Origin of the sequence: Pseudomonas sp. PMCC200344 (assembly GCF_030053095.1) — a bacterium.
GTDB classification, from domain to species: Bacteria; Pseudomonadota; Gammaproteobacteria; order Pseudomonadales; family Pseudomonadaceae; genus Aquipseudomonas; species Aquipseudomonas svalbardensis.
In genome coordinates this window covers 90,290-106,426 of sequence record NZ_CP125618.1, presented here as the reverse complement: position 1 = coordinate 106,426, position 16,137 = coordinate 90,290, and the positions used below count along the sequence as shown (strand labels likewise).

At 57.8% G+C, this 16,137-nt stretch carries 18 protein-coding genes; 11 read left to right on the top strand and 7 right to left on the bottom strand.

What is annotated here, in order from left to right; all coding sequences use genetic code 11:
- Positions 1 to 27 precede the first annotated feature (27 nt).
- On the top strand, positions 28 to 243 hold the full coding sequence (locus QFW87_RS00520) for a dodecin (protein WP_008027736.1): 216 nt from the start codon (positions 28 to 30) through the stop codon (positions 241 to 243).
- Between the two features lie 122 nt (positions 244 to 365).
- Entirely contained in the window at positions 366 to 590 is a 225-nt protein-coding gene (locus QFW87_RS00515) for a DUF1161 domain-containing protein (protein ID WP_283182408.1), read from the top strand.
- A gap of 64 nt (positions 591 to 654) precedes the next feature.
- On the opposite strand, the gene QFW87_RS00510 is transcribed toward QFW87_RS00515, so the two are convergent.
- Complete coding sequence (locus QFW87_RS00510) at positions 655 to 1,656, bottom strand: LLM class flavin-dependent oxidoreductase (RefSeq protein WP_154978426.1); 1,002 nt, start codon at positions 1,654 to 1,656, stop codon at positions 655 to 657.
- Positions 1,657 to 1,897: 241 nt separating this feature from the next.
- Between QFW87_RS00510 and QFW87_RS00505 the strand changes: the two genes are divergently transcribed.
- Complete coding sequence (locus QFW87_RS00505) at positions 1,898 to 2,329, top strand: OsmC family protein (RefSeq protein ID WP_008152515.1); 432 nt, start codon at positions 1,898 to 1,900, stop codon at positions 2,327 to 2,329.
- A gap of 155 nt (positions 2,330 to 2,484) precedes the next feature.
- Entirely contained in the window at positions 2,485 to 2,718 is a 234-nt protein-coding gene (locus QFW87_RS00500) for a DUF1161 domain-containing protein (RefSeq protein ID WP_074872359.1), read from the top strand.
- 6 nt (positions 2,719 to 2,724) lie between these two features.
- On the opposite strand, the gene QFW87_RS00495 is transcribed toward QFW87_RS00500, so the two are convergent.
- Together QFW87_RS00495 and QFW87_RS00490 are read right to left on the bottom strand one after the other, a co-directional pair.
- Positions 2,725 to 3,147 carry a hypothetical protein gene (locus QFW87_RS00495; RefSeq protein ID WP_283182406.1) on the bottom strand — a complete coding sequence of 141 codons (423 nt, stop codon included), beginning with the start codon at positions 3,145 to 3,147 and terminating at the stop codon, positions 2,725 to 2,727.
- 40 nt (positions 3,148 to 3,187) lie between these two features.
- Entirely contained in the window at positions 3,188 to 3,610 is a 423-nt protein-coding gene (locus QFW87_RS00490) for a hypothetical protein (protein ID WP_283182405.1), read from the bottom strand.
- A 59-nt stretch (positions 3,611 to 3,669) separates the two neighbouring features.
- Between QFW87_RS00490 and QFW87_RS00485 the strand changes: the two genes are divergently transcribed.
- Positions 3,670 to 4,746 (top strand): aminopeptidase, encoded by a 1,077-nt coding sequence (locus QFW87_RS00485; protein ID WP_283189558.1) that lies wholly within the window; start codon positions 3,670 to 3,672, stop codon positions 4,744 to 4,746.
- Between the two features lie 121 nt (positions 4,747 to 4,867).
- Here QFW87_RS00485 and QFW87_RS00480 read toward each other — a convergent pair whose 3' ends face one another.
- From QFW87_RS00480 to QFW87_RS00470, 3 genes are all read right to left on the bottom strand, one after another.
- Positions 4,868 to 5,332, bottom strand: coding sequence for a transposase (locus QFW87_RS00480; protein WP_283189557.1), 465 nt, complete (start codon positions 5,330 to 5,332; stop codon positions 4,868 to 4,870).
- Between the two features lie 191 nt (positions 5,333 to 5,523).
- Entirely contained in the window at positions 5,524 to 6,174 is a 651-nt protein-coding gene (locus QFW87_RS00475; protein WP_283182402.1) for an HAD family hydrolase, read from the bottom strand.
- 26 nt (positions 6,175 to 6,200) lie between these two features.
- Positions 6,201 to 6,746 (bottom strand): gamma carbonic anhydrase family protein, encoded by a 546-nt coding sequence (locus tag QFW87_RS00470; protein WP_283189556.1) that lies wholly within the window; start codon positions 6,744 to 6,746, stop codon positions 6,201 to 6,203.
- An 89-nt stretch (positions 6,747 to 6,835) separates the two neighbouring features.
- Between QFW87_RS00470 and prlC the strand changes: the two genes are divergently transcribed.
- The 3 genes from prlC to QFW87_RS00455 all read left to right on the top strand — a co-directional run bounded on the left by prlC (position 6,836) and on the right by QFW87_RS00455 (position 11,328).
- Positions 6,836 to 8,887: an oligopeptidase A gene (prlC, locus tag QFW87_RS00465; RefSeq protein ID WP_283189555.1), complete on the top strand. Its 2,052-nt coding sequence runs from the start codon at positions 6,836 to 6,838 to the stop codon at positions 8,885 to 8,887.
- Entirely contained in the window at positions 8,884 to 9,171 is a 288-nt protein-coding gene (locus tag QFW87_RS00460) for a YheV family putative zinc ribbon protein (RefSeq protein ID WP_129439613.1), read from the top strand. The genes prlC and QFW87_RS00460 overlap by 4 nt, the downstream gene beginning before the upstream one ends.
- A gap of 114 nt (positions 9,172 to 9,285) precedes the next feature.
- Positions 9,286 to 11,328 (top strand): M3 family metallopeptidase, encoded by a 2,043-nt coding sequence (locus tag QFW87_RS00455; protein WP_283189554.1) that lies wholly within the window; start codon positions 9,286 to 9,288, stop codon positions 11,326 to 11,328.
- A gap of 9 nt (positions 11,329 to 11,337) precedes the next feature.
- Here QFW87_RS00455 and QFW87_RS00450 read toward each other — a convergent pair whose 3' ends face one another.
- On the bottom strand, positions 11,338 to 11,982 hold the full coding sequence (locus QFW87_RS00450) for a tyrosine-protein phosphatase (protein WP_283189553.1): 645 nt from the start codon (positions 11,980 to 11,982) through the stop codon (positions 11,338 to 11,340).
- Between the two features lie 299 nt (positions 11,983 to 12,281).
- Here QFW87_RS00450 and QFW87_RS00445 point away from each other — a divergent pair, with 299 nt between their 5' ends.
- Genes QFW87_RS00445 through QFW87_RS00435 form a run of 3 tightly spaced genes read left to right on the top strand, consistent with a single transcriptional unit; the run spans position 12,282 to position 16,123 of the window.
- Positions 12,282 to 13,022 (top strand): gluconate 2-dehydrogenase subunit 3 family protein, encoded by a 741-nt coding sequence (locus QFW87_RS00445; RefSeq protein WP_283182397.1) that lies wholly within the window; start codon positions 12,282 to 12,284, stop codon positions 13,020 to 13,022.
- Positions 13,023 to 13,024: 2 nt separating this feature from the next.
- Complete coding sequence (locus QFW87_RS00440; RefSeq protein WP_283182396.1) at positions 13,025 to 14,809, top strand: GMC family oxidoreductase; 1,785 nt, start codon at positions 13,025 to 13,027, stop codon at positions 14,807 to 14,809.
- A 12-nt stretch (positions 14,810 to 14,821) separates the two neighbouring features.
- Positions 14,822 to 16,123: a cytochrome c gene (locus QFW87_RS00435; protein WP_283189552.1), complete on the top strand. Its 1,302-nt coding sequence runs from the start codon at positions 14,822 to 14,824 to the stop codon at positions 16,121 to 16,123.
- The last annotated feature ends 14 nt before the right edge of the window (positions 16,124 to 16,137 follow it).

Genomic DNA, 16,137 nt, shown 5'->3' with positions numbered 1-16,137 from the left:
TGTATTTCACACCCTGAGGAGAACGCCATGACTGACCATCACACCTACAAGAAAGTCGAACTCGTCGGCTCGTCCACCAGCAGCATTGAAGACGCCATCAACAACGCACTGGCCGAGGCCAGCAAAAGCCTCAAATATATGGAATGGTTTGAAGTGACCGAAACCCGCGGGCACATCAAGGACGGTAAGGCAGCGCACTTTCAGGTGACGCTCAAAGTCGGGTTCCGGATTGCCAGTAGCTGAGTTTGAGCTAATCTTCTGAGCTTGCGCGCTGGCCGAGCGCCATAGGGAATGGCAAAGCGCTACATATGTAAATCCGGCTGCTTGCTGGGTGCCCCTATTGATCCGACCAGGGAATGCGACCGATGAAGAATTTTATTTTGGCACTAGGCTTGTTGAGTCTCGCGGGAACAGCCCTGGCTCAGGGCAAGTCGTGCGAAGAGCTGAAAGCCGAAATCACAGCGAAACTTGACGCCAAGGGCATTTCTAATTATTCACTGGAGATCGTCGATAAAGGCGCTGCCGCTGACGGCAAAGTCGTCGGCACCTGTGAAAAGGGTTCCAAGCAAATCGTCTACAAGCAGGGCTGAACTCCCTCGAAATTAAAAAAACCGACGCAATGACGTCGGCTTTTTTGTGCTCGCTATTTGAGTGTCAGCCCTTCATGACCTGCGCCAGCAGCTCATAGGAGTGCACGCGATCGGCATGTTCGTACAGGTCGCAGGTAAAAATCAGCTCGTCCGCCTGGGTCTGCTCGATCAGCACTTCCAGTTTGGCGCGGATTTTCTGCGGACTGCCAACCATCGCCAGACCAAGGAAATCGCCGACGGCCTCTTTTTCATGAGGCAGCCACAGGCCGTCCATGGTTTTTACCGGCGGACGTTGCACCAGGCTCTGGCCACGCATCAGGGCGAGAATCCGCTGATAGACCGAGGTCGCGAGATAATCGGCCTGCTCGTCGGTGTCGGCAGCCACCAACGGCACACCGAGCATCACGTAGGGCTTATCCAATACGGCTGAAGGCTTGAAGTGATTGCGGTAGACGCGAATGGCCTCATGCATGAAGCGCGGTGCGAAATGTGAAGCGAAGGCGTAGGGCAAACCGCGTTCACCAGCCAGTTGTGCACTGAACAGGCTGGAGCCCAGCAGCCAGACCGGGACATTGGTGCCGGTGCCTGGCATTGCGATGATCCGCTGGTCCGGGGTGCGCGGGCCGAGGTAGCGCATCAGCTCCGTCACATCTTCCGGGAACTCGTCGGCACTGCCGGAGCGTTCACGACGCAAGGCGCGAGCGGTCATCTGATCGGAACCGGGTGCACGGCCCAGGCCCAGGTCGATCCGGCCCGGGTACAGACTTTCGAGCGTGCCGAACTGCTCGGCGATCACCAGCGGCGCGTGGTTTGGCAGCATCACACCGCCGGAGCCAACACGAATGGTCGAGGTGCCGCCAGCCAGGTAGCCAAGCAGTACCGAGGTCGCCGAACTGGCAATGCCGTCCATGTTGTGGTGTTCGGCAACCCAGAAACGGTTGTAGCCGAATTTTTCGACGTGCTGAGCCAGGTCCAGGGAATTGCGCAGCGACTGGGCCGCGCTGCCGTTCTCCCGCACGGGCACCAGATCGAGGGTCGAGAACTTGATATCGGACAGTCGTTTCATAAGCCTGCTTCTCCAATTGAGGGCGCAGGTTTTTTCTTACAAACGAAAACCTGCCGAATCTATAAGCGTGATTCATGCAATGAGGGCATATACCCGAGTTTCAATGGCAGAGCCAAAATTCCTACGAAATAAGAGGACCTATCAGATCAAGTGAACTTTGCACCACGGTCTATCCTCAGAACCCTAGCAACCGAAAACCATAAAGGCGCGACGCTTCGCGCCGGATCTTGAGGAGGCATTCATGGCTATCACAAAGAAAGCATCGGCTCATTGGGAAGGTGACCTGAAAACCGGCATCGGCTCGATTTCCACGGAAACCGGTGTCCTCAGAGAAGCACCTTACGGCTTCAAGGCACGTTTCGAAGGCGGCAAGGGCACCAATCCGGAAGAGCTGATCGGCGCGGCGCACGCGGGCTGCTTCTCCATGGCGTTTTCGATGATTCTCGGCGATGCCGGTCTCAAGGCTGACAGCATCGATACCAATGCCGAAGTCACCTTGGACCAGGTGGACGGTGGTTTTGCGATCACGGCGGTGAAACTGATCCTCAAGGCGAAAATCCCCGGGGCGACTCAAGCGCAGTTCGAAGAACTGAGCAATAAAGCCAAAGAAGGCTGCCCGGTTTCCAAAGTGCTGAATGCGAAAATCAGTCTGGATGCAACGTTGGTCAGCTGATAGTGGGTTGTCGCGTTCCCCTATAAAAGATCGCTGCCTCGGCGGCTGCGATCTTTTTTGCGCTGAAACAAAACCTGGCTGGCGAGATTGTGGTCGAATAAATGACAGCAGCTAAAGCGCATTACCTTGCGCGCTGCCTCAAAGGAGCTTCAACCATGAAACGTTTTGCCTTGGCGATTATCTGTTGCGCGCTGGCCACATCGGCCCTGGCGGCAACAAAATCCTGTGAAGAACTCAAGGCCGAGATTGAAGCCAAGATCCAGGCCAATAACGTCTCGTCCTACACGCTGGAAATCGTCACCAACGACGAAGTACACGATCAGAATATGGTCGTTGGCTCGTGCGAAGGGGGCACGAAGAAAATCATCTACCAGAAGAACGACCGCTGATTCACCTCACATGAGGCAATAGGACTCTCGATCCTCCGCGACGATTTCGCGCTTGGCGTTGTACAACCGGGCGCCGGGGGTGAACGCTATAGAACGGCCTTCGAGCACATAACGCTGGCCGGCTTCGAAATGATCGTAGTTGATGGTCAGGTAGCATAAACGTTCCGAGGGGCCGTTCATCATGCCCAGGCCCCCACCACCGGGCACTTCAAAGTCGAATCGAACGATCAGCTCATGGCTACCGGGGGTGACCTGAAAAAAACGCCCGTCACGCAATCGCTGATTGTCCAGTCGTTCGGCCATCAGCAATTTATCGTTGGGGAATGGCGTAGAAAACTCGACCCAGGCCATCTGCGGATTAACCGCTGGCAACGGGCTCTGACAGCCAGCAACGATGCTTGCAGCAAGTAACAGCGTTAACCTGCGCATGATGATTTTCTCAAGGACTAGTCCTTTAGAATAACGCCGATCAGGTGCGTTGGCAGCCTGCCGGTACACCCTGGCCAATCACTTTTCGCTGCTGATCATAGAGCTTTGCCCACGGCCGAAAACCGATATTCCCCGCTTTCAGCTGATACCGCTCGCCGGCATTGAAGTCGTTGAATTTCACGTTTAGCCGGCAGTCACGCCATAGCGGCTCGGCGTCTGGTCCGATGTTGGTGGGTGCGACCGGGAATTGGTAACGAACCGTCAACTCATGGCTACCCGGCTGAACCTCGAAATAGCGCTTGTCGGTGGCGGCCTTGTCATCGACTTCCACCGCTTGCAGCGCGGTGTCTTCCTGCTTCGAATCCAGGTCGATCCACGCTTGAGCCGGATCATGGGGGGGTAATCCGAATCCAGCACAACCTGCCAGCATCAGCAGGATTCCTGTCAGCATCAACGTGCGCATAGCGGAGCTCCAGTCAGGCGGGATAGTCTTGCGGGCAGACTCTCCAAGGATGATTCATTTTGATCAGGCCGCTTCCAAGCCTTGGGTTACTTGATCGCGTTTTACGCATTTTGTTTCCGGGTGTGTTGCTTTTGTTTCTCAACGGTTGCGCCGGCGTCAGCTATTACGGCCAATTGGCCAGTGGTCAGCTGCAATTGCTGCGGGCACGCGAGCCGGTTTCCAGAGTGATTGCCGATCCCGGTCGCGATCAACTATTGCGTGCGCACCTGACTCAATCGCAAAAGGCCCGCACGTTCGCCAGCCAACAGCTGCGGCTACCGCATAACCAGAGTTACCGTTTGTACGCCGACATTGGCCGGCCGTTCGTAGTCTGGAACGTGTTTGCCACGCCGGAATTTTCCCTGACACCACAGAACCATTGCTTCCCGATCGCCGGATGCGTCGCCTACCGCGGTTATTACAGTCAGAGCGCGGCCCGCGGTGAGGCTGCGTTGCAACGATTGCAAGGTATGGACGTGTCGATCGGTGGCGTCGAGGCTTATTCGACGCTCGGCTGGTTCAACGATCCGATTATCAGTTCAATGATGGCCTGGGGTGACGAACGATTGGCCACGCTGATCTTCCATGAGCTGGCGCATCAACGTTTTTATGTGAAGGACGACACCGAGTTCAATGAGTCTTTCGCCACCTTCGTCGAACAGGAAGGCACCCGCCAATGGCGTGCATTCCGCGGCTTGGCGCCAGACAGCGGCGCGCAGGTGCAGCAACGGGACCAGTTCATTCAATTGGTTCTGGATACCCGCACGCGACTCGAACGGCTGTACACCCTGCCACTGCCCGCCGACCAGATGCGCCAGCGCAAAGCCGACGAGTTCGAGCGATTGCGGAGTGAATACCGGCAGCTGCGCGACAGCCAATGGGCTGGGGACAAACGCTATGACGCGTGGATCAATGCGCCGATGAACAATGCCCGGCTGTTGCCATTTGGGCTGTACGACCAATGGGTGCCGGCGTTTGCGGCGTTGTTCAGACAGGTGGCTGGGGATTGGGTGAAGTTTTATGCGGCAGTCGAGCAGCTTGGTGCGTTGTCGGTTGTGGAGCGCAAGGCGGCGTTGAAGGACTTGGCTGGACCATAAAACTTCTTGGCTGAGCGGGCCTCTTCGCGGACAAGTCGGATCGACACATTGCTCGCTCCTACAGAAATTTACGCGCCCCCTGTAGGAGCGAGGCTTGCCCGCGAAGGCATTCTTGAACTGCTCAAAACCAAATAGCATCCCACAACGGATAATCGCCTACTTTCTCCACCAACCCCGCGCGTAATGGATTGGCGACGATGTATCGCGCAACCGCCTGCGCCTGTAGATCTTCTTCCTTACGAATGGCGCGATCGTGATAGGCATGTTGCCAAACCGAACCTTGGCGTCCTACAGAGCGATTTAGCGTTACTGCGATGCGTGATTTGGTTCGCGCCATCAACTTGGGTAACTGAGTATTCTGTAACTCGATCAGCCAATGGAAATGATCGGGCATGACGACCCAGGCTAGAGACGTCGCAAACCCTTCTCGCTCTGCCGTTATAAAGGCATCTACCACCAATCGACCATTCTTGAAGTCGCGAAACAACGGCTCTCGATTCAAAACCACGGCCGTTAATAGATAAACCTGTCCGGCCTCCGAATATCGCCCGGTACGTAATCGATGAGCATGTTTTAACTCCGACATTGATGATCTTCCTTGATCGTGGCCTCAGCCTTTGAGGCTAGGACGATTAGAAGGAATTGGGGTGATGACTTTTGCGCAGGATGTGTCCGGGCGGACGCCTTCGCGGGCAAGCCTCGCTCCTACGGGGAGCCGCGTAAATTCCGTAGGAGCGAGCGATGCGGCGATCCGACTTGCTCGCGATGGCGGTTTAATTAACGCTGCAAAAACGCCTGATGCATCTCTTCCAGCGTCTCGAAGTGCCAGGTCGGTGCTTCAGCGCTCAACTCTTCCCGGCTGCCAAAACCATAACCAACAGCCGCTGCATCCAGCCCGTTACTGCGCGCACCGATCAGGTCGTGTTTACGGTCACCGATCATCAGGGTGCTGGCCGGGTCCAGGCCTTCTTCGGCCATCAAGTGGGCGATCAGCTCGACTTTGTTGGTCCGGGTTCCATCCAGTTCGCTGCCATAGATCACTTTGAAGTGTTTGGCGAAGTCGAAGTGCCGAGCGATTTCCCGAGCGAAGATCCACGGTTTTGAGGTCGCGATATACAGCTGTCGCCCTTGCCCGCTGAGTGTTTCCAGCAGCGGCGTGACGCCATCAAATACACGATTCTCGTACAGGCCGGTGACTTTGAAGCGTTCGCGATAGAAGTTCACCGCCTCCCAGGCCTTGGGTTCGTTGAAGTCGTAGAACTGCATGAACGCCTGCAACAACGGCGGGCCGATGAAGTGTTCAAGTTTGGTCAGGTCAGGTTCATCGATGCCCAGTTTGCTCAAGGCGAACTGGATCGAACGGGTGATGCCCTCGCGCGGGTCGGTCAGGGTGCCATCGAGGTCGAACAATACGGTTTGGTAATGCATGTTGAATCCTGAATAAGGGCGCAGGGTCAGAGCTGGTCGTAGCCTTCGGCCAGATGCAAATTCTTGAGCTTCACGTAGTTCGCCGCGCTGTAGGTGAAAAAGGCTTTTTCCTTGTCAGTCAGCGGCCGAATCTGCTTCACCGGGCTGCCCACATAAAGGAAGCCGCTTTCAAGGCGTTTGCCCGGCGGCACCAGACTGCCAGCGCCAATGATCACATCGTCGTCGACCACCGCACCGTCCATGACGATGCTGCCCATGCCGATCAGAATCCGATTGCCCACGGTGCAGCCGTGGAGCATGACCTTATGCGCGATGGTCACATCGTCGCCAATCAACAACGGAAAGCCATCGGGATTGAACGGCCCGGCGTGGGTGATGTGCAGCACACAGCCGTCCTGCACGCTGGTGCGCGCGCCAACACGGATGCGGTGCATGTCGCCACGAATCACCGTCAGCGGCCAGACCGAGCTGTCTTCGCCGATTTCAACGTCGCCGATCACCACCGCCGAACCGTCGACAAAGGCGCCTTTGCCCAGTAGCGGCGTGTGGTTCTGATACTTGCGAAGGGTCACGATAGGCTCTCTCTCTTTTGCTGATAGCTGCGGTGAGCGTCGATTGTAATTAAGATGGCGCAATGTTTCTTCCAGCCAAGGTGCCAACCGTGAGCGTGAACAACCCTCTTTTGCAGTCCTACGACCTGCCGCCGTTCTCGGCGATCCGTGCCGAACACGTACAACCGGCCATCGAACAGATCCTGGCTGACAACCGCGCCGCCATTATCGAGATCCTCAAAACCCAGGGCAAACAACCGACCTGGGCTGGCCTGGTGCTGGCGATGGACGAGCTGAATGATCGACTGGGCGCCGCCTGGAGCCCGGTCAGCCACCTGAATGCCGTATGCAACAGCGCCGAACTGCGCGAAGCCTACGAGTCCTGCCTGCCGGCCTTGAGCGCCTACTCCACCGAATTGGGCCAAAATCGCGAGTTGTTCGAGGCGTTCGAAGCGCTGGCTAACAGTCCCGAAGCTGCCGGTTTCGAGGTGGCGCAGAAAACTATCCTGGAACATTCCCTGCGTGACTTCCGTCTGTCGGGTATCGACCTGCCGGAAGCCGAACAAAAGCGTTACGCCGAAGTGCAGAGCAAACTCTCGGAGCTGGGCAGCCGCTTCTCCAACCAACTGCTCGATGCCACTCAGGCCTGGACCAAACACGTCACTGACGAAGCTACCCTCGCCGGCCTGACCGAATCAGCCAAGGCGCAAATGGCCGCGGCTGCACAGGCCAAAGGTCTGGAAGGCTTCCTGATCACCCTGGAATTCCCGAGCTACTACGCGGTGATGACCTACGCCCAGGACCGCGCCCTGCGTGAAGAAGTCTACGCCGCCTACTGCACCCGTGCGTCGGACCAAGGACCGAATGCCGGTCAGAACGATAACGGCCCGGTCATGGAAGAAATCCTCGACCTGCGTCAGGAACTGGCCAGGCTGCTGGGTTTCGCCAGCTTCTCGGAGCTGAGCCTGGCCACCAAAATGGCCGAATCCAGCGATCAGGTACTGAGTTTCCTGCGCGATCTGGCCAAGCGCAGCAAGCCGTTCGCCGCCCTGGATCTGGAACAGCTCAAGGCGTACGCCGCCGAACAAGGCTGCCCGGACCTGCAAAGCTGGGACAGCGGTTTCTACGGTGAAAAGCTTCGCGAGCAGCGCTACAGCGTCGCCCAGGAAACCCTTCGCGCTTACTTCCCGATCGACAAAGTGCTGGGCGGTCTGTTCGCTATCGTCCAGCGTCTGTACGGCATCGAAATCGCCGAACTGAAAGGTTTCGACACCTGGCACCCGGATGTTCGCCTGTTCGAAATCAAGGAAAACGGCCAGCACGTCGGCCGTTTCTTCTTCGACCTCTACGCCCGCGTCAACAAGCGTGGCGGTGCCTGGATGGACGGCGCCCGCGACCGTCGCCGCACGATCAGCGGCGTATTGCAAAGTCCAGTGGCGAACCTGGTGTGCAACTTCACCCCGGCCGACAGCGGCAAGCCAGCCCTGCTGACCCACGATGAAGTGACCACCCTGTTCCACGAATTCGGTCACGGCCTGCATCACCTGTTGACCCGCGTTGAACACGCCGGCGTATCCGGCATCAACGGCGTGGCCTGGGATGCGGTCGAGCTGCCAAGCCAGTTCATGGAGAACTGGTGCTGGGAGCCGGAAGGTCTGGCGCTGATCTCCGGTCACTACGAAACCGGCGAACCGCTGCCTCAGGACCTGCTGGAGAAAATGCTCGCCGCGAAGAACTTCCAGTCCGGTCTGATGATGGTCCGTCAGTTGGAGTTCTCGCTGTTCGACTTCGACCTGCACGCCACCCACGGTGATGGCCGTAGCGTGGCGCAGGTACTTGAAGGTGTGCGCGCCGAGGTGTCGGTCATGCGTCCACCCGCCTACAACCGTTTCCCGAACAGCTTTGCGCACATCTTCGCCGGCGGTTATGCGGCGGGCTACTACAGCTACAAATGGGCCGAAGTGCTGTCGGCGGATGCCTTCTCGAAATTCGAAGAAGAAGGCGTACTCAACGCCGAGACCGGCCGCGCCTTCCGCGAAGCGATCCTGGCGCGCGGTGGCTCCCAGGAACCGATGGTGCTGTTCGTCGACTTCCGCGGACGCCCGCCGTCGATTGACGCACTCTTGCGCCACAGCGGCCTGAGTGAGGTCGCGGCAGCATGAGCGAGGGGCCTGTGAAGACGAAAAAACGCTTTATCGCCGGGGCGGTTTGCCCGGCGTGCAGCGAGCCGGACAAGTTGATGATGTGGAACGAAGACGAAGTCCCGCACCGCGAGTGCGTGGCCTGCGGTTATTCCGACACGTTGAATGAACAAGGCCTGTCGGTACCCAAGGAATTGGGCACGCGGGTCAACACTTCGGCGCTGAAGGTGCCGGACGCCAAGGTTCAGGCCGTGCAGTTTTTCCCGAACCCTAAGCTGAAGAAAAAGCCTGACGAGCAACACTGAGTCAACACCACCTTCCACTCTTGAACGGATTGGAAGGTGGTATCTATCTACCACCTTTCCCCTGCGCTTCCTTTATAGGCTGACCACATTCAGCCTCTACTCAAGGAAGACGCCATGCCCGATACCAATCCGCTTTTGCAGGCCTGGGATCTGCCGCCCTGGTCGGAGGTCCGCACCGAACACCTCGTGCCGGCAATCACAGCCATCATTACCGACAACCGGCAGATCATTGCCGAAACCATCATCAGCCAATCCGTATTTCCCAATTGGGATGACCTGGTTCTGGCCATCGATGAAATCGATGCGCGCCTGGACGAGGCTTTGGGCATCATCCAGATCCTGTCGATGGCGAAGCACAACGATACCGCCTGGAACACGGCAACTGCCGCATGCAACGACGCTGGGGCGCAGTACCGATCCGAAAGAATGCGCAATCGTCCGTTGTTTAATGCATACCAGCGGTTGGCGAACAGTTCGATCGCCCTCAACTTCGATGTACCGCGCAAGGCCGCACTGGCCAAGATTCTGCGCAAATTTCAATTGTCGGGAATTGACTTGCCACTGGCGCAACGGGAAGAGCTGGCCCGGTTGAACCTCGACATCGATCAGCTCGAAGAGCTGTTTCTCATCCATCTGAAAAGCGCCAACGCTGCATGGACCAAGCACGTCGATGACGTTGCGGTACTGGAAGGTTTATACCCCACCGTAAAAGATCGTCTGATGCGCCTGGCCAAAGAGGCAGGACATGACGGCTGGCTGATTCCCCTGGACCACAACACCTACCAGCAAATCATGAGGTATGCCGAAAATCGGGCATTGCGAGAGGAGTATTTCGTGGCGTACTCCACGCGCGCGTCCGATCAAGGCCCGCATGCCGACGAGTTCGATAATGATCCTGTACTGACGTTGCTGCTTTCGCTGCGCCACCAGAAAGCCGAACTGCTAGGTTTCGATAATTTCGCGCAACTGCGTCTGGCCACCGCAGCGGCCGAGTCCACCGATCAAGTTCGTAGTTTCCTGCGTCGGCAAGTGACATTGAACACACCGCCCCTTGCACGGGATTCAAAGGAGCTACAAGAGTTTGCGCTCGAACGGGGCATCTCGGAAGTACACGCCTGGGACCACGAATTTCTCGCGGAACAACTGCGCCACCATCGTTTCCCTGAAGCCCTGAAGAATCTGCGCGACTATTTTCCCCTGGACGGCACCTTGCGACGACTCTGCCTGTTCTGCGAACGGCTGTTCGGGATCCGGATCCTCGAGCAGGCTGAATTCAGTCGCTGGCATAACGACGTGCGCCTGTTTGAGATCAGCGAGCATGGTCAGACCATCGGGCATATTTATCTTGATCCGTTCCGCCGCAAAGAAGCTCCGGATTACGCCTGGACCGGCACGCTGCGAAACCGACGAAGAAACGCCGAAGGCCGGATAGCGCTACCGATTGCCGATCTTCACTGCAACTTCACGCCTGGGGTCGACGGCCATCCGTGCCTGCTTGAGCACAAGGACCTGCGGGTGCTTTTTCATGAATTCGGTCATTGTCTGCAACACGTGCTGACGAGTTCGCCGCATCACAACCTTTCCGGCATTTCCCAACTGGGGCGCGATACGGTGGAGTTCGCAGGGCAAGTATTCGAGCAGTGGTGCCTGTCACGGGAGTTTCTATTATGGCTGGGTGCCCACCACCAAAGCGGTGAACGCTTGACCGAGGCGCGGGTAGATGCGGCACTGGCAGCCCTCGAAACCCAGACCAGCCGACAAGCCGCACTCTTGCTGACGGGTGCAATGTTCGATTTCGACGTGCACCACAGCCAAGGCGATGGTCGTAGCACCCAGCAAGTATTCGAAGACGTTCAGCGGGAGGTTCCCCACGTGCAACTGCCGTCTTATTGTCGGTTCGCAAACAGCTTTGACTACATGGTGACCGGTTACGCAGCCTCCGTTTACGCCTACACGTGGTCAGGCGTACTGGCCATCGAAGCCTTCAAGCGATTCCGTCAGGATTGGGTCTTCAATGCGCAAACAGGGCGAGCCTTTCGCGAGGCGTTTTTTTCTCCGGGCGATTCGCGCTCCTTGCTGACCGCCCTGGAAGCGTTTCTTGAACGGCCGATCGCCGAAGATCTGCTCGCGCTTTCGTCAGAGGCCGTTGCCGGCTGACGTAACGGTTTACTCGACATGGGCCGATTTGAACCAGCTCTTCATCGAACAACTGGCGAACGGGCTCGTACTGCAGTCGCCAATAGCCAACGCGCTGCGGAGCTTGTCGACATCGGCCTGCATCATGTAACGGATGCCGTCCTTGAAATGAGTGCTGTCACCAAAGCCGCCCTGGGTCATTTCGTTCAGGGCGTCTTCCTTGCTCCAGCCTTGCAACACGACCCGGTACATGGCCGCCATCAGGCCCGTGCGGTCCGAACCATGTTTGCAGTGCATCAGCACCGGTCCCATGGCTTCGGCAGTCTGGATCGTACGAAGGGCGTTGAGTACATCCGCGTCATCCACATGGTTGGTGCGGTAGGGCAGCTGTATTTGCGCAATTTCTGGCGTCGATAACCAGCTTGAATCCGACTCGGGCAGGAACGTGATAACCGTCCCGACCTTGAGTTTTTCCAGTAACGGCACAGCGCCTCTGTCGGGCAATGCACTGCGATAGAGCGTCGGGGACATTTTGAAAAGGTTGTATTGCACCTCGACCGATTGAGCCCACTCCGCAGGTCGGGGCAACGCACTGTCGTCGGCAAGGGCCAGCGTCAGGTTTAAAAGTGCGGCCAGCGACAGGCAAATCGCTGGGATACAACGCGGTAGAGACATGCTCGAGGTGACCGTTCAGGAAGAGTCGGGAAGATGACGCCGAGCTTCAACCCCGAGCGGTCAAAGGCCTGTGACCCCTCTGTCAAAGAATCGTGAATCAGCCGATCGCTTTCGTCGCAAAACCGAGGTTTTTTAGCTGAATCGGTTCATCTTTATGCTTAGCCTGCTACCATTTGTTTCTCCATATTACCGATGCGCCCTATTACTCCCCGCTTGCTGGCGATCTGCATCGGTGCCAAAACGAAAAGTCGTCCTTCGAGACGGCTGAAAAACCGCTATGCCTGATGAGGTGCCACCCTATGTCTGATCAAGATCGAGACAACCCGCGGCGTGAGTTTTTGCGCAAATCCCTGACCTTGATCCCGGTGGTCACCGTTGCCAGCACCGGTCTGGGCAGCACGGTCCTGATGGCCGCGCCCGAAGCCCCCCCGGCCAGTTCCGGCAAAGCGCCGGTCAGCACCAGCACCTATGAACCAAGCTACTTCACCGCAGAAGAATGGACGTTCATCCAGGCCGCTGTCGCCCAGCTGATTCCGAGCGATGCCCAAGGGCCAGGCGCTCTGGAAGCCGGTGTGCCCGAATACATCGACCGCCAGATGAATACGCCTTACGCGGCCGGCGCGCTGTGGTTCATGCAGGGACCGTTCAACGCAGACGCCGCTCCGGAAATGGGCTGGCAGAGCAAACTGGTGCCCAAAGAGATTTATCGCCTGGGCATCGCCGCCACGGATGCTTGGTCGAAAACGTTCAACGGTAAATTATTTGCTGATCAAGACAGCGCTACCCGAGACGATTTGCTCAAGCAACTCGAGACCGGAACACCTCAGTTCGACAGTGTTCCAGCGAAGATTTTCTTCAATTTGTTGCTGCAAAACACCAAAGAAGGGTTCTTCTGCGACCCGATTCATGGCGGCAATAAAGGCATGGTCGGCTGGACCATGATCGGCTTCCCCGGCGCCCGCGCCGATTTCATGGATTGGGTGGAACGCAACGAGCAATACCCCTTCCCGGCAGTTTCGATTCGCGGCGAGAGGGCGTAAGCATGGCAACGGTAATGAAGAAGGTCGACGCAGTGATCGTCGGTTTTGGCTGGACGGGCGCGATAATGGCCAAGGAGCTGACAGAAGCCGGCCTGAATGTGCTGGCGCTGGAGCGCGGGCCGATGCAGGACACTTACCCCGATGGCAACTACCCACAGGTGATCGACGAACTCACCTACAGCGTGCGTAAAAAACTCTTCCAGGACATTTCCAAGGAGACCGTGACCATTCGCCATAGCGTGAATGACATCGCGCTGCCGAATCGCCAATTGGGCGCCTTCCTGCCCGGCAATGGTGTCGGCGGCGCCGGTTTGCACTGGTCCGGCGTGCACTTTCGGGTCGACCCGATCGAGTTGCGCATGCGCAGCCACTACGAAGAACGCTACGGCAAAAGCTTCATCCCCAAGGACATGACCATCCAGGACTTCGGCGTCAGCTATGAAGAGCTGGAACCGTTTTTCGATTACGCCGAGAAGGTCTTCGGTACGTCGGGTCAAGCCTGGACGGTGAAGGGTCAGTTGGTCGGCGAAGGCAAGGGCGGCAACCCGTACGCGCCGGATCGTTCGAATCATTTCCCGCTGGAATCGCAGAAGAACACTGTTTCCGCACAGCTGTTTCAGAAAGCGGCCACCGCAGTGGGTTACAAACCCTACAACCTGCCCTCGGCCAATACGTCAGGCCCCTACACCAACCCCTACGGCGCACAGATGGGCCCGTGCAACTTCTGCGGTTTTTGCAGTGGTTACGTCTGCTACATGTATTCCAAGGCATCGCCGAACGTAAACATTCTGCCGGCGCTCAAACCGCTGCCCAATTTCGAGCTGCGGCCCAACTCCCACGTACTGCGGGTCAATCTCGACAGCACCAAGAGCAAGGCGACAGGCGTGACCTACATCGACGGCCAGGGCCGGGAGATCGAGCAGCCCGCAGACCTGGTGATCCTCGGTGCCTTCCAGTTCCACAATGTGCGGCTGATGTTGCTTTCGGGTATCGGCAAACCGTACGACCCGATCAGCGGCGAAGGCGTGGTCGGCAAAAACTTCGCCTACCAGAACATGGCCACTATCAAGGCCTACTTCGATAAAGACACCCACACCAATAACTTTATTGGTGCCGGCGGTAACGGCGTGGCGGTGGACGACTTCAACGCCGACAACTTCGATCACGGACCCCATGGCTTCGTCGGTGGTTCGCCGATGTGGGTCAACCAGGCAGGCAGCCGACCGATCGCAGGCACATCCAACCCGCCGGGCACCCCGGCCTGGGGCAGTGCCTGGAAACGTGCCACCGCCGATTACTACACCCATCAAGTGTCGATGGATGCCCACGGCGCGCATCAATCCTACCGTGGCAACTACCTCGATCTGGACCCGGTGTACCGCGATGCCTACGGCTTGCCGCTGTTGCGGATGACCTTCGACTGGCAGGAAAACGACATCAAGATGAACCGCTTCATGGTCGAGAAAATGGGCAAGATCGCCGAAGCGATGAGCCCCAAGGCCATCGCCGTACTGGGCAAGAAGGTTGGCGATCACTTCAACACCGCGTCTTACCAGACCACCCACCTCAACGGTGGCGCGATCATGGGCACCCATCCGAAAACCAGCGCCCTGAACCGTTACTTGCAGAGCTGGGACGTACACAACGTTTTCGTCCCCGGAGCGTCAGCTTTCCCACAAGGTCTGGGCTACAACCCTACCGGCCTGGTGGCAGCTTTGACCTACTGGTCGGCCCGGGCTATCCGCGAGCAGTACCTGAAAAACCCCGGCCCGCTGGTTCAGGATTAAGGAGCGATGACCATGAAAGCACTTGTTATCGCGACCCTGGCGCTGCTCGGTTGTGGCTCGATCAACGCCGCTGAAATCGATCAAAACCTGATCAAACAAGGCGAGTACCTCGCCCGAGCGGGTGACTGCGTGGCCTGCCACACCGCCAAGGATGGCAAGCCGTTCGCCGGTGGTCTGCCGATGGAAACGCCGATCGGGACGATCTACTCCACCAATATCACGCCGGATAAAGCCGGTTTGGGCGACTACAGCTTTGAGGACTTTGACAAAGCCGTGCGCCATGGTGTCGCCAAAAACGGTAGTACCTTGTACCCGGCGATGCCCTATCCGTCCTACGCCAGCGTCAACGAAACCGACATGAAAGCCTTGTACGCCTACTTCATGCACGGCGTGGCGCCTGTCGCTCAGGAGAACAAGGCCAGCGATATTCCCTGGCCTTTGAGCATGCGCTGGCCGCTTGCGGGCTGGCGCTGGATGTTTGCCCCGGCTGTGGCGGACTACAAAGCAGCACCCGGCGAAGATGCGGTGGTCAGTCGTGGGGCTTATCTGGTGGAAGGACTCGGACATTGCGGCGCGTGCCATACGCCGCGTGCCCTGACCATGCAGGAAAAAGCCCTGAATGCAGGCGAAGGCAGCGCGTTTCTGTCAGGCAGTGCGCCGCTTGAAGGCTGGATCGCGAAAAGTCTGCGGGGCGATCACAAGGACGGCCTCGGTAGCTGGAGCGAAGAACAACTGGTGCAGTTCCTCAAGACCGGTCGCAGCGATCGTAGCGCGGTGTTTGGAGGCATGAGTGATGTGGTGACGCACAGCATGCAGTACATGACCGACAACGATCTGACCGCGATTGCCCGTTACCTCAAGTCCTTGCCGGCGAATGATCCCGACGATCAGCCGCACCAGTACGACAAACAGGTCGCACAGGCGCTGTGGAACGGGGACGACAGCAAGCCCGGCGCGTCGGTGTACATCGACAACTGCGCGGCCTGTCACCGTACCGATGGCCATGGCTACACCAAAGTGTTCCCGGCGCTGGCGGGCAACCCGGTGTTGCAGTCGGAGGATCCGACATCGCTGATTCACATCGTGCTCAAGGGCGGTACGCTGCCAGCGACTCACACGGCGCCTTCGACCTTTACCATGCCGGGATTCGCCTGGCGCTTGTCGGATCAGAAAGTGGCGGATGTGGTGAGTTTCATTGCCACTAGTTGGGGAAATAAAGGTGCCACTGTTAAAGCCAGTGATGTAATGGCGTTAAGGGAAGACGATATGAAAACGACTTCTAATGATGACATTGGCCAAGCGACGACTCATTAAAGCAACATGAAAAA

Coding starts and splice junctions, on each gene's coding strand:
- QFW87_RS00520 (WP_008027736.1), top strand. CDS start 28: ATGACTGACCATCACACCTACAAGAAAGTCGAACTCGTCGGCTCGTCC.
- QFW87_RS00515 (WP_283182408.1), top strand. CDS start 366: ATGAAGAATTTTATTTTGGCACTAGGCTTGTTGAGTCTCGCGGGAACA.
- QFW87_RS00510 (WP_154978426.1), bottom strand. CDS start 1,656: ATGAAACGACTGTCCGATATCAAGTTCTCGACCCTCGATCTGGTGCCC.
- QFW87_RS00505 (WP_008152515.1), top strand. CDS start 1,898: ATGGCTATCACAAAGAAAGCATCGGCTCATTGGGAAGGTGACCTGAAA.
- QFW87_RS00500 (WP_074872359.1), top strand. CDS start 2,485: ATGAAACGTTTTGCCTTGGCGATTATCTGTTGCGCGCTGGCCACATCG.
- QFW87_RS00495 (WP_283182406.1), bottom strand. CDS start 3,147: ATGCGCAGGTTAACGCTGTTACTTGCTGCAAGCATCGTTGCTGGCTGT.
- QFW87_RS00490 (WP_283182405.1), bottom strand. CDS start 3,610: ATGCGCACGTTGATGCTGACAGGAATCCTGCTGATGCTGGCAGGTTGT.
- QFW87_RS00480 (WP_283189557.1), bottom strand. CDS start 5,332: ATGTCGGAGTTAAAACATGCTCATCGATTACGTACCGGGCGATATTCG.
- QFW87_RS00475 (WP_283182402.1), bottom strand. CDS start 6,174: ATGCATTACCAAACCGTATTGTTCGACCTCGATGGCACCCTGACCGAC.
- QFW87_RS00460 (WP_129439613.1), top strand. CDS start 8,884: ATGAGCGAGGGGCCTGTGAAGACGAAAAAACGCTTTATCGCCGGGGCG.
- QFW87_RS00455 (WP_283189554.1), top strand. CDS start 9,286: ATGCCCGATACCAATCCGCTTTTGCAGGCCTGGGATCTGCCGCCCTGG.
- QFW87_RS00450 (WP_283189553.1), bottom strand. CDS start 11,982: ATGTCTCTACCGCGTTGTATCCCAGCGATTTGCCTGTCGCTGGCCGCA.
- QFW87_RS00445 (WP_283182397.1), top strand. CDS start 12,282: ATGTCTGATCAAGATCGAGACAACCCGCGGCGTGAGTTTTTGCGCAAA.
- QFW87_RS00440 (WP_283182396.1), top strand. CDS start 13,025: ATGGCAACGGTAATGAAGAAGGTCGACGCAGTGATCGTCGGTTTTGGC.
- QFW87_RS00435 (WP_283189552.1), top strand. CDS start 14,822: ATGAAAGCACTTGTTATCGCGACCCTGGCGCTGCTCGGTTGTGGCTCG.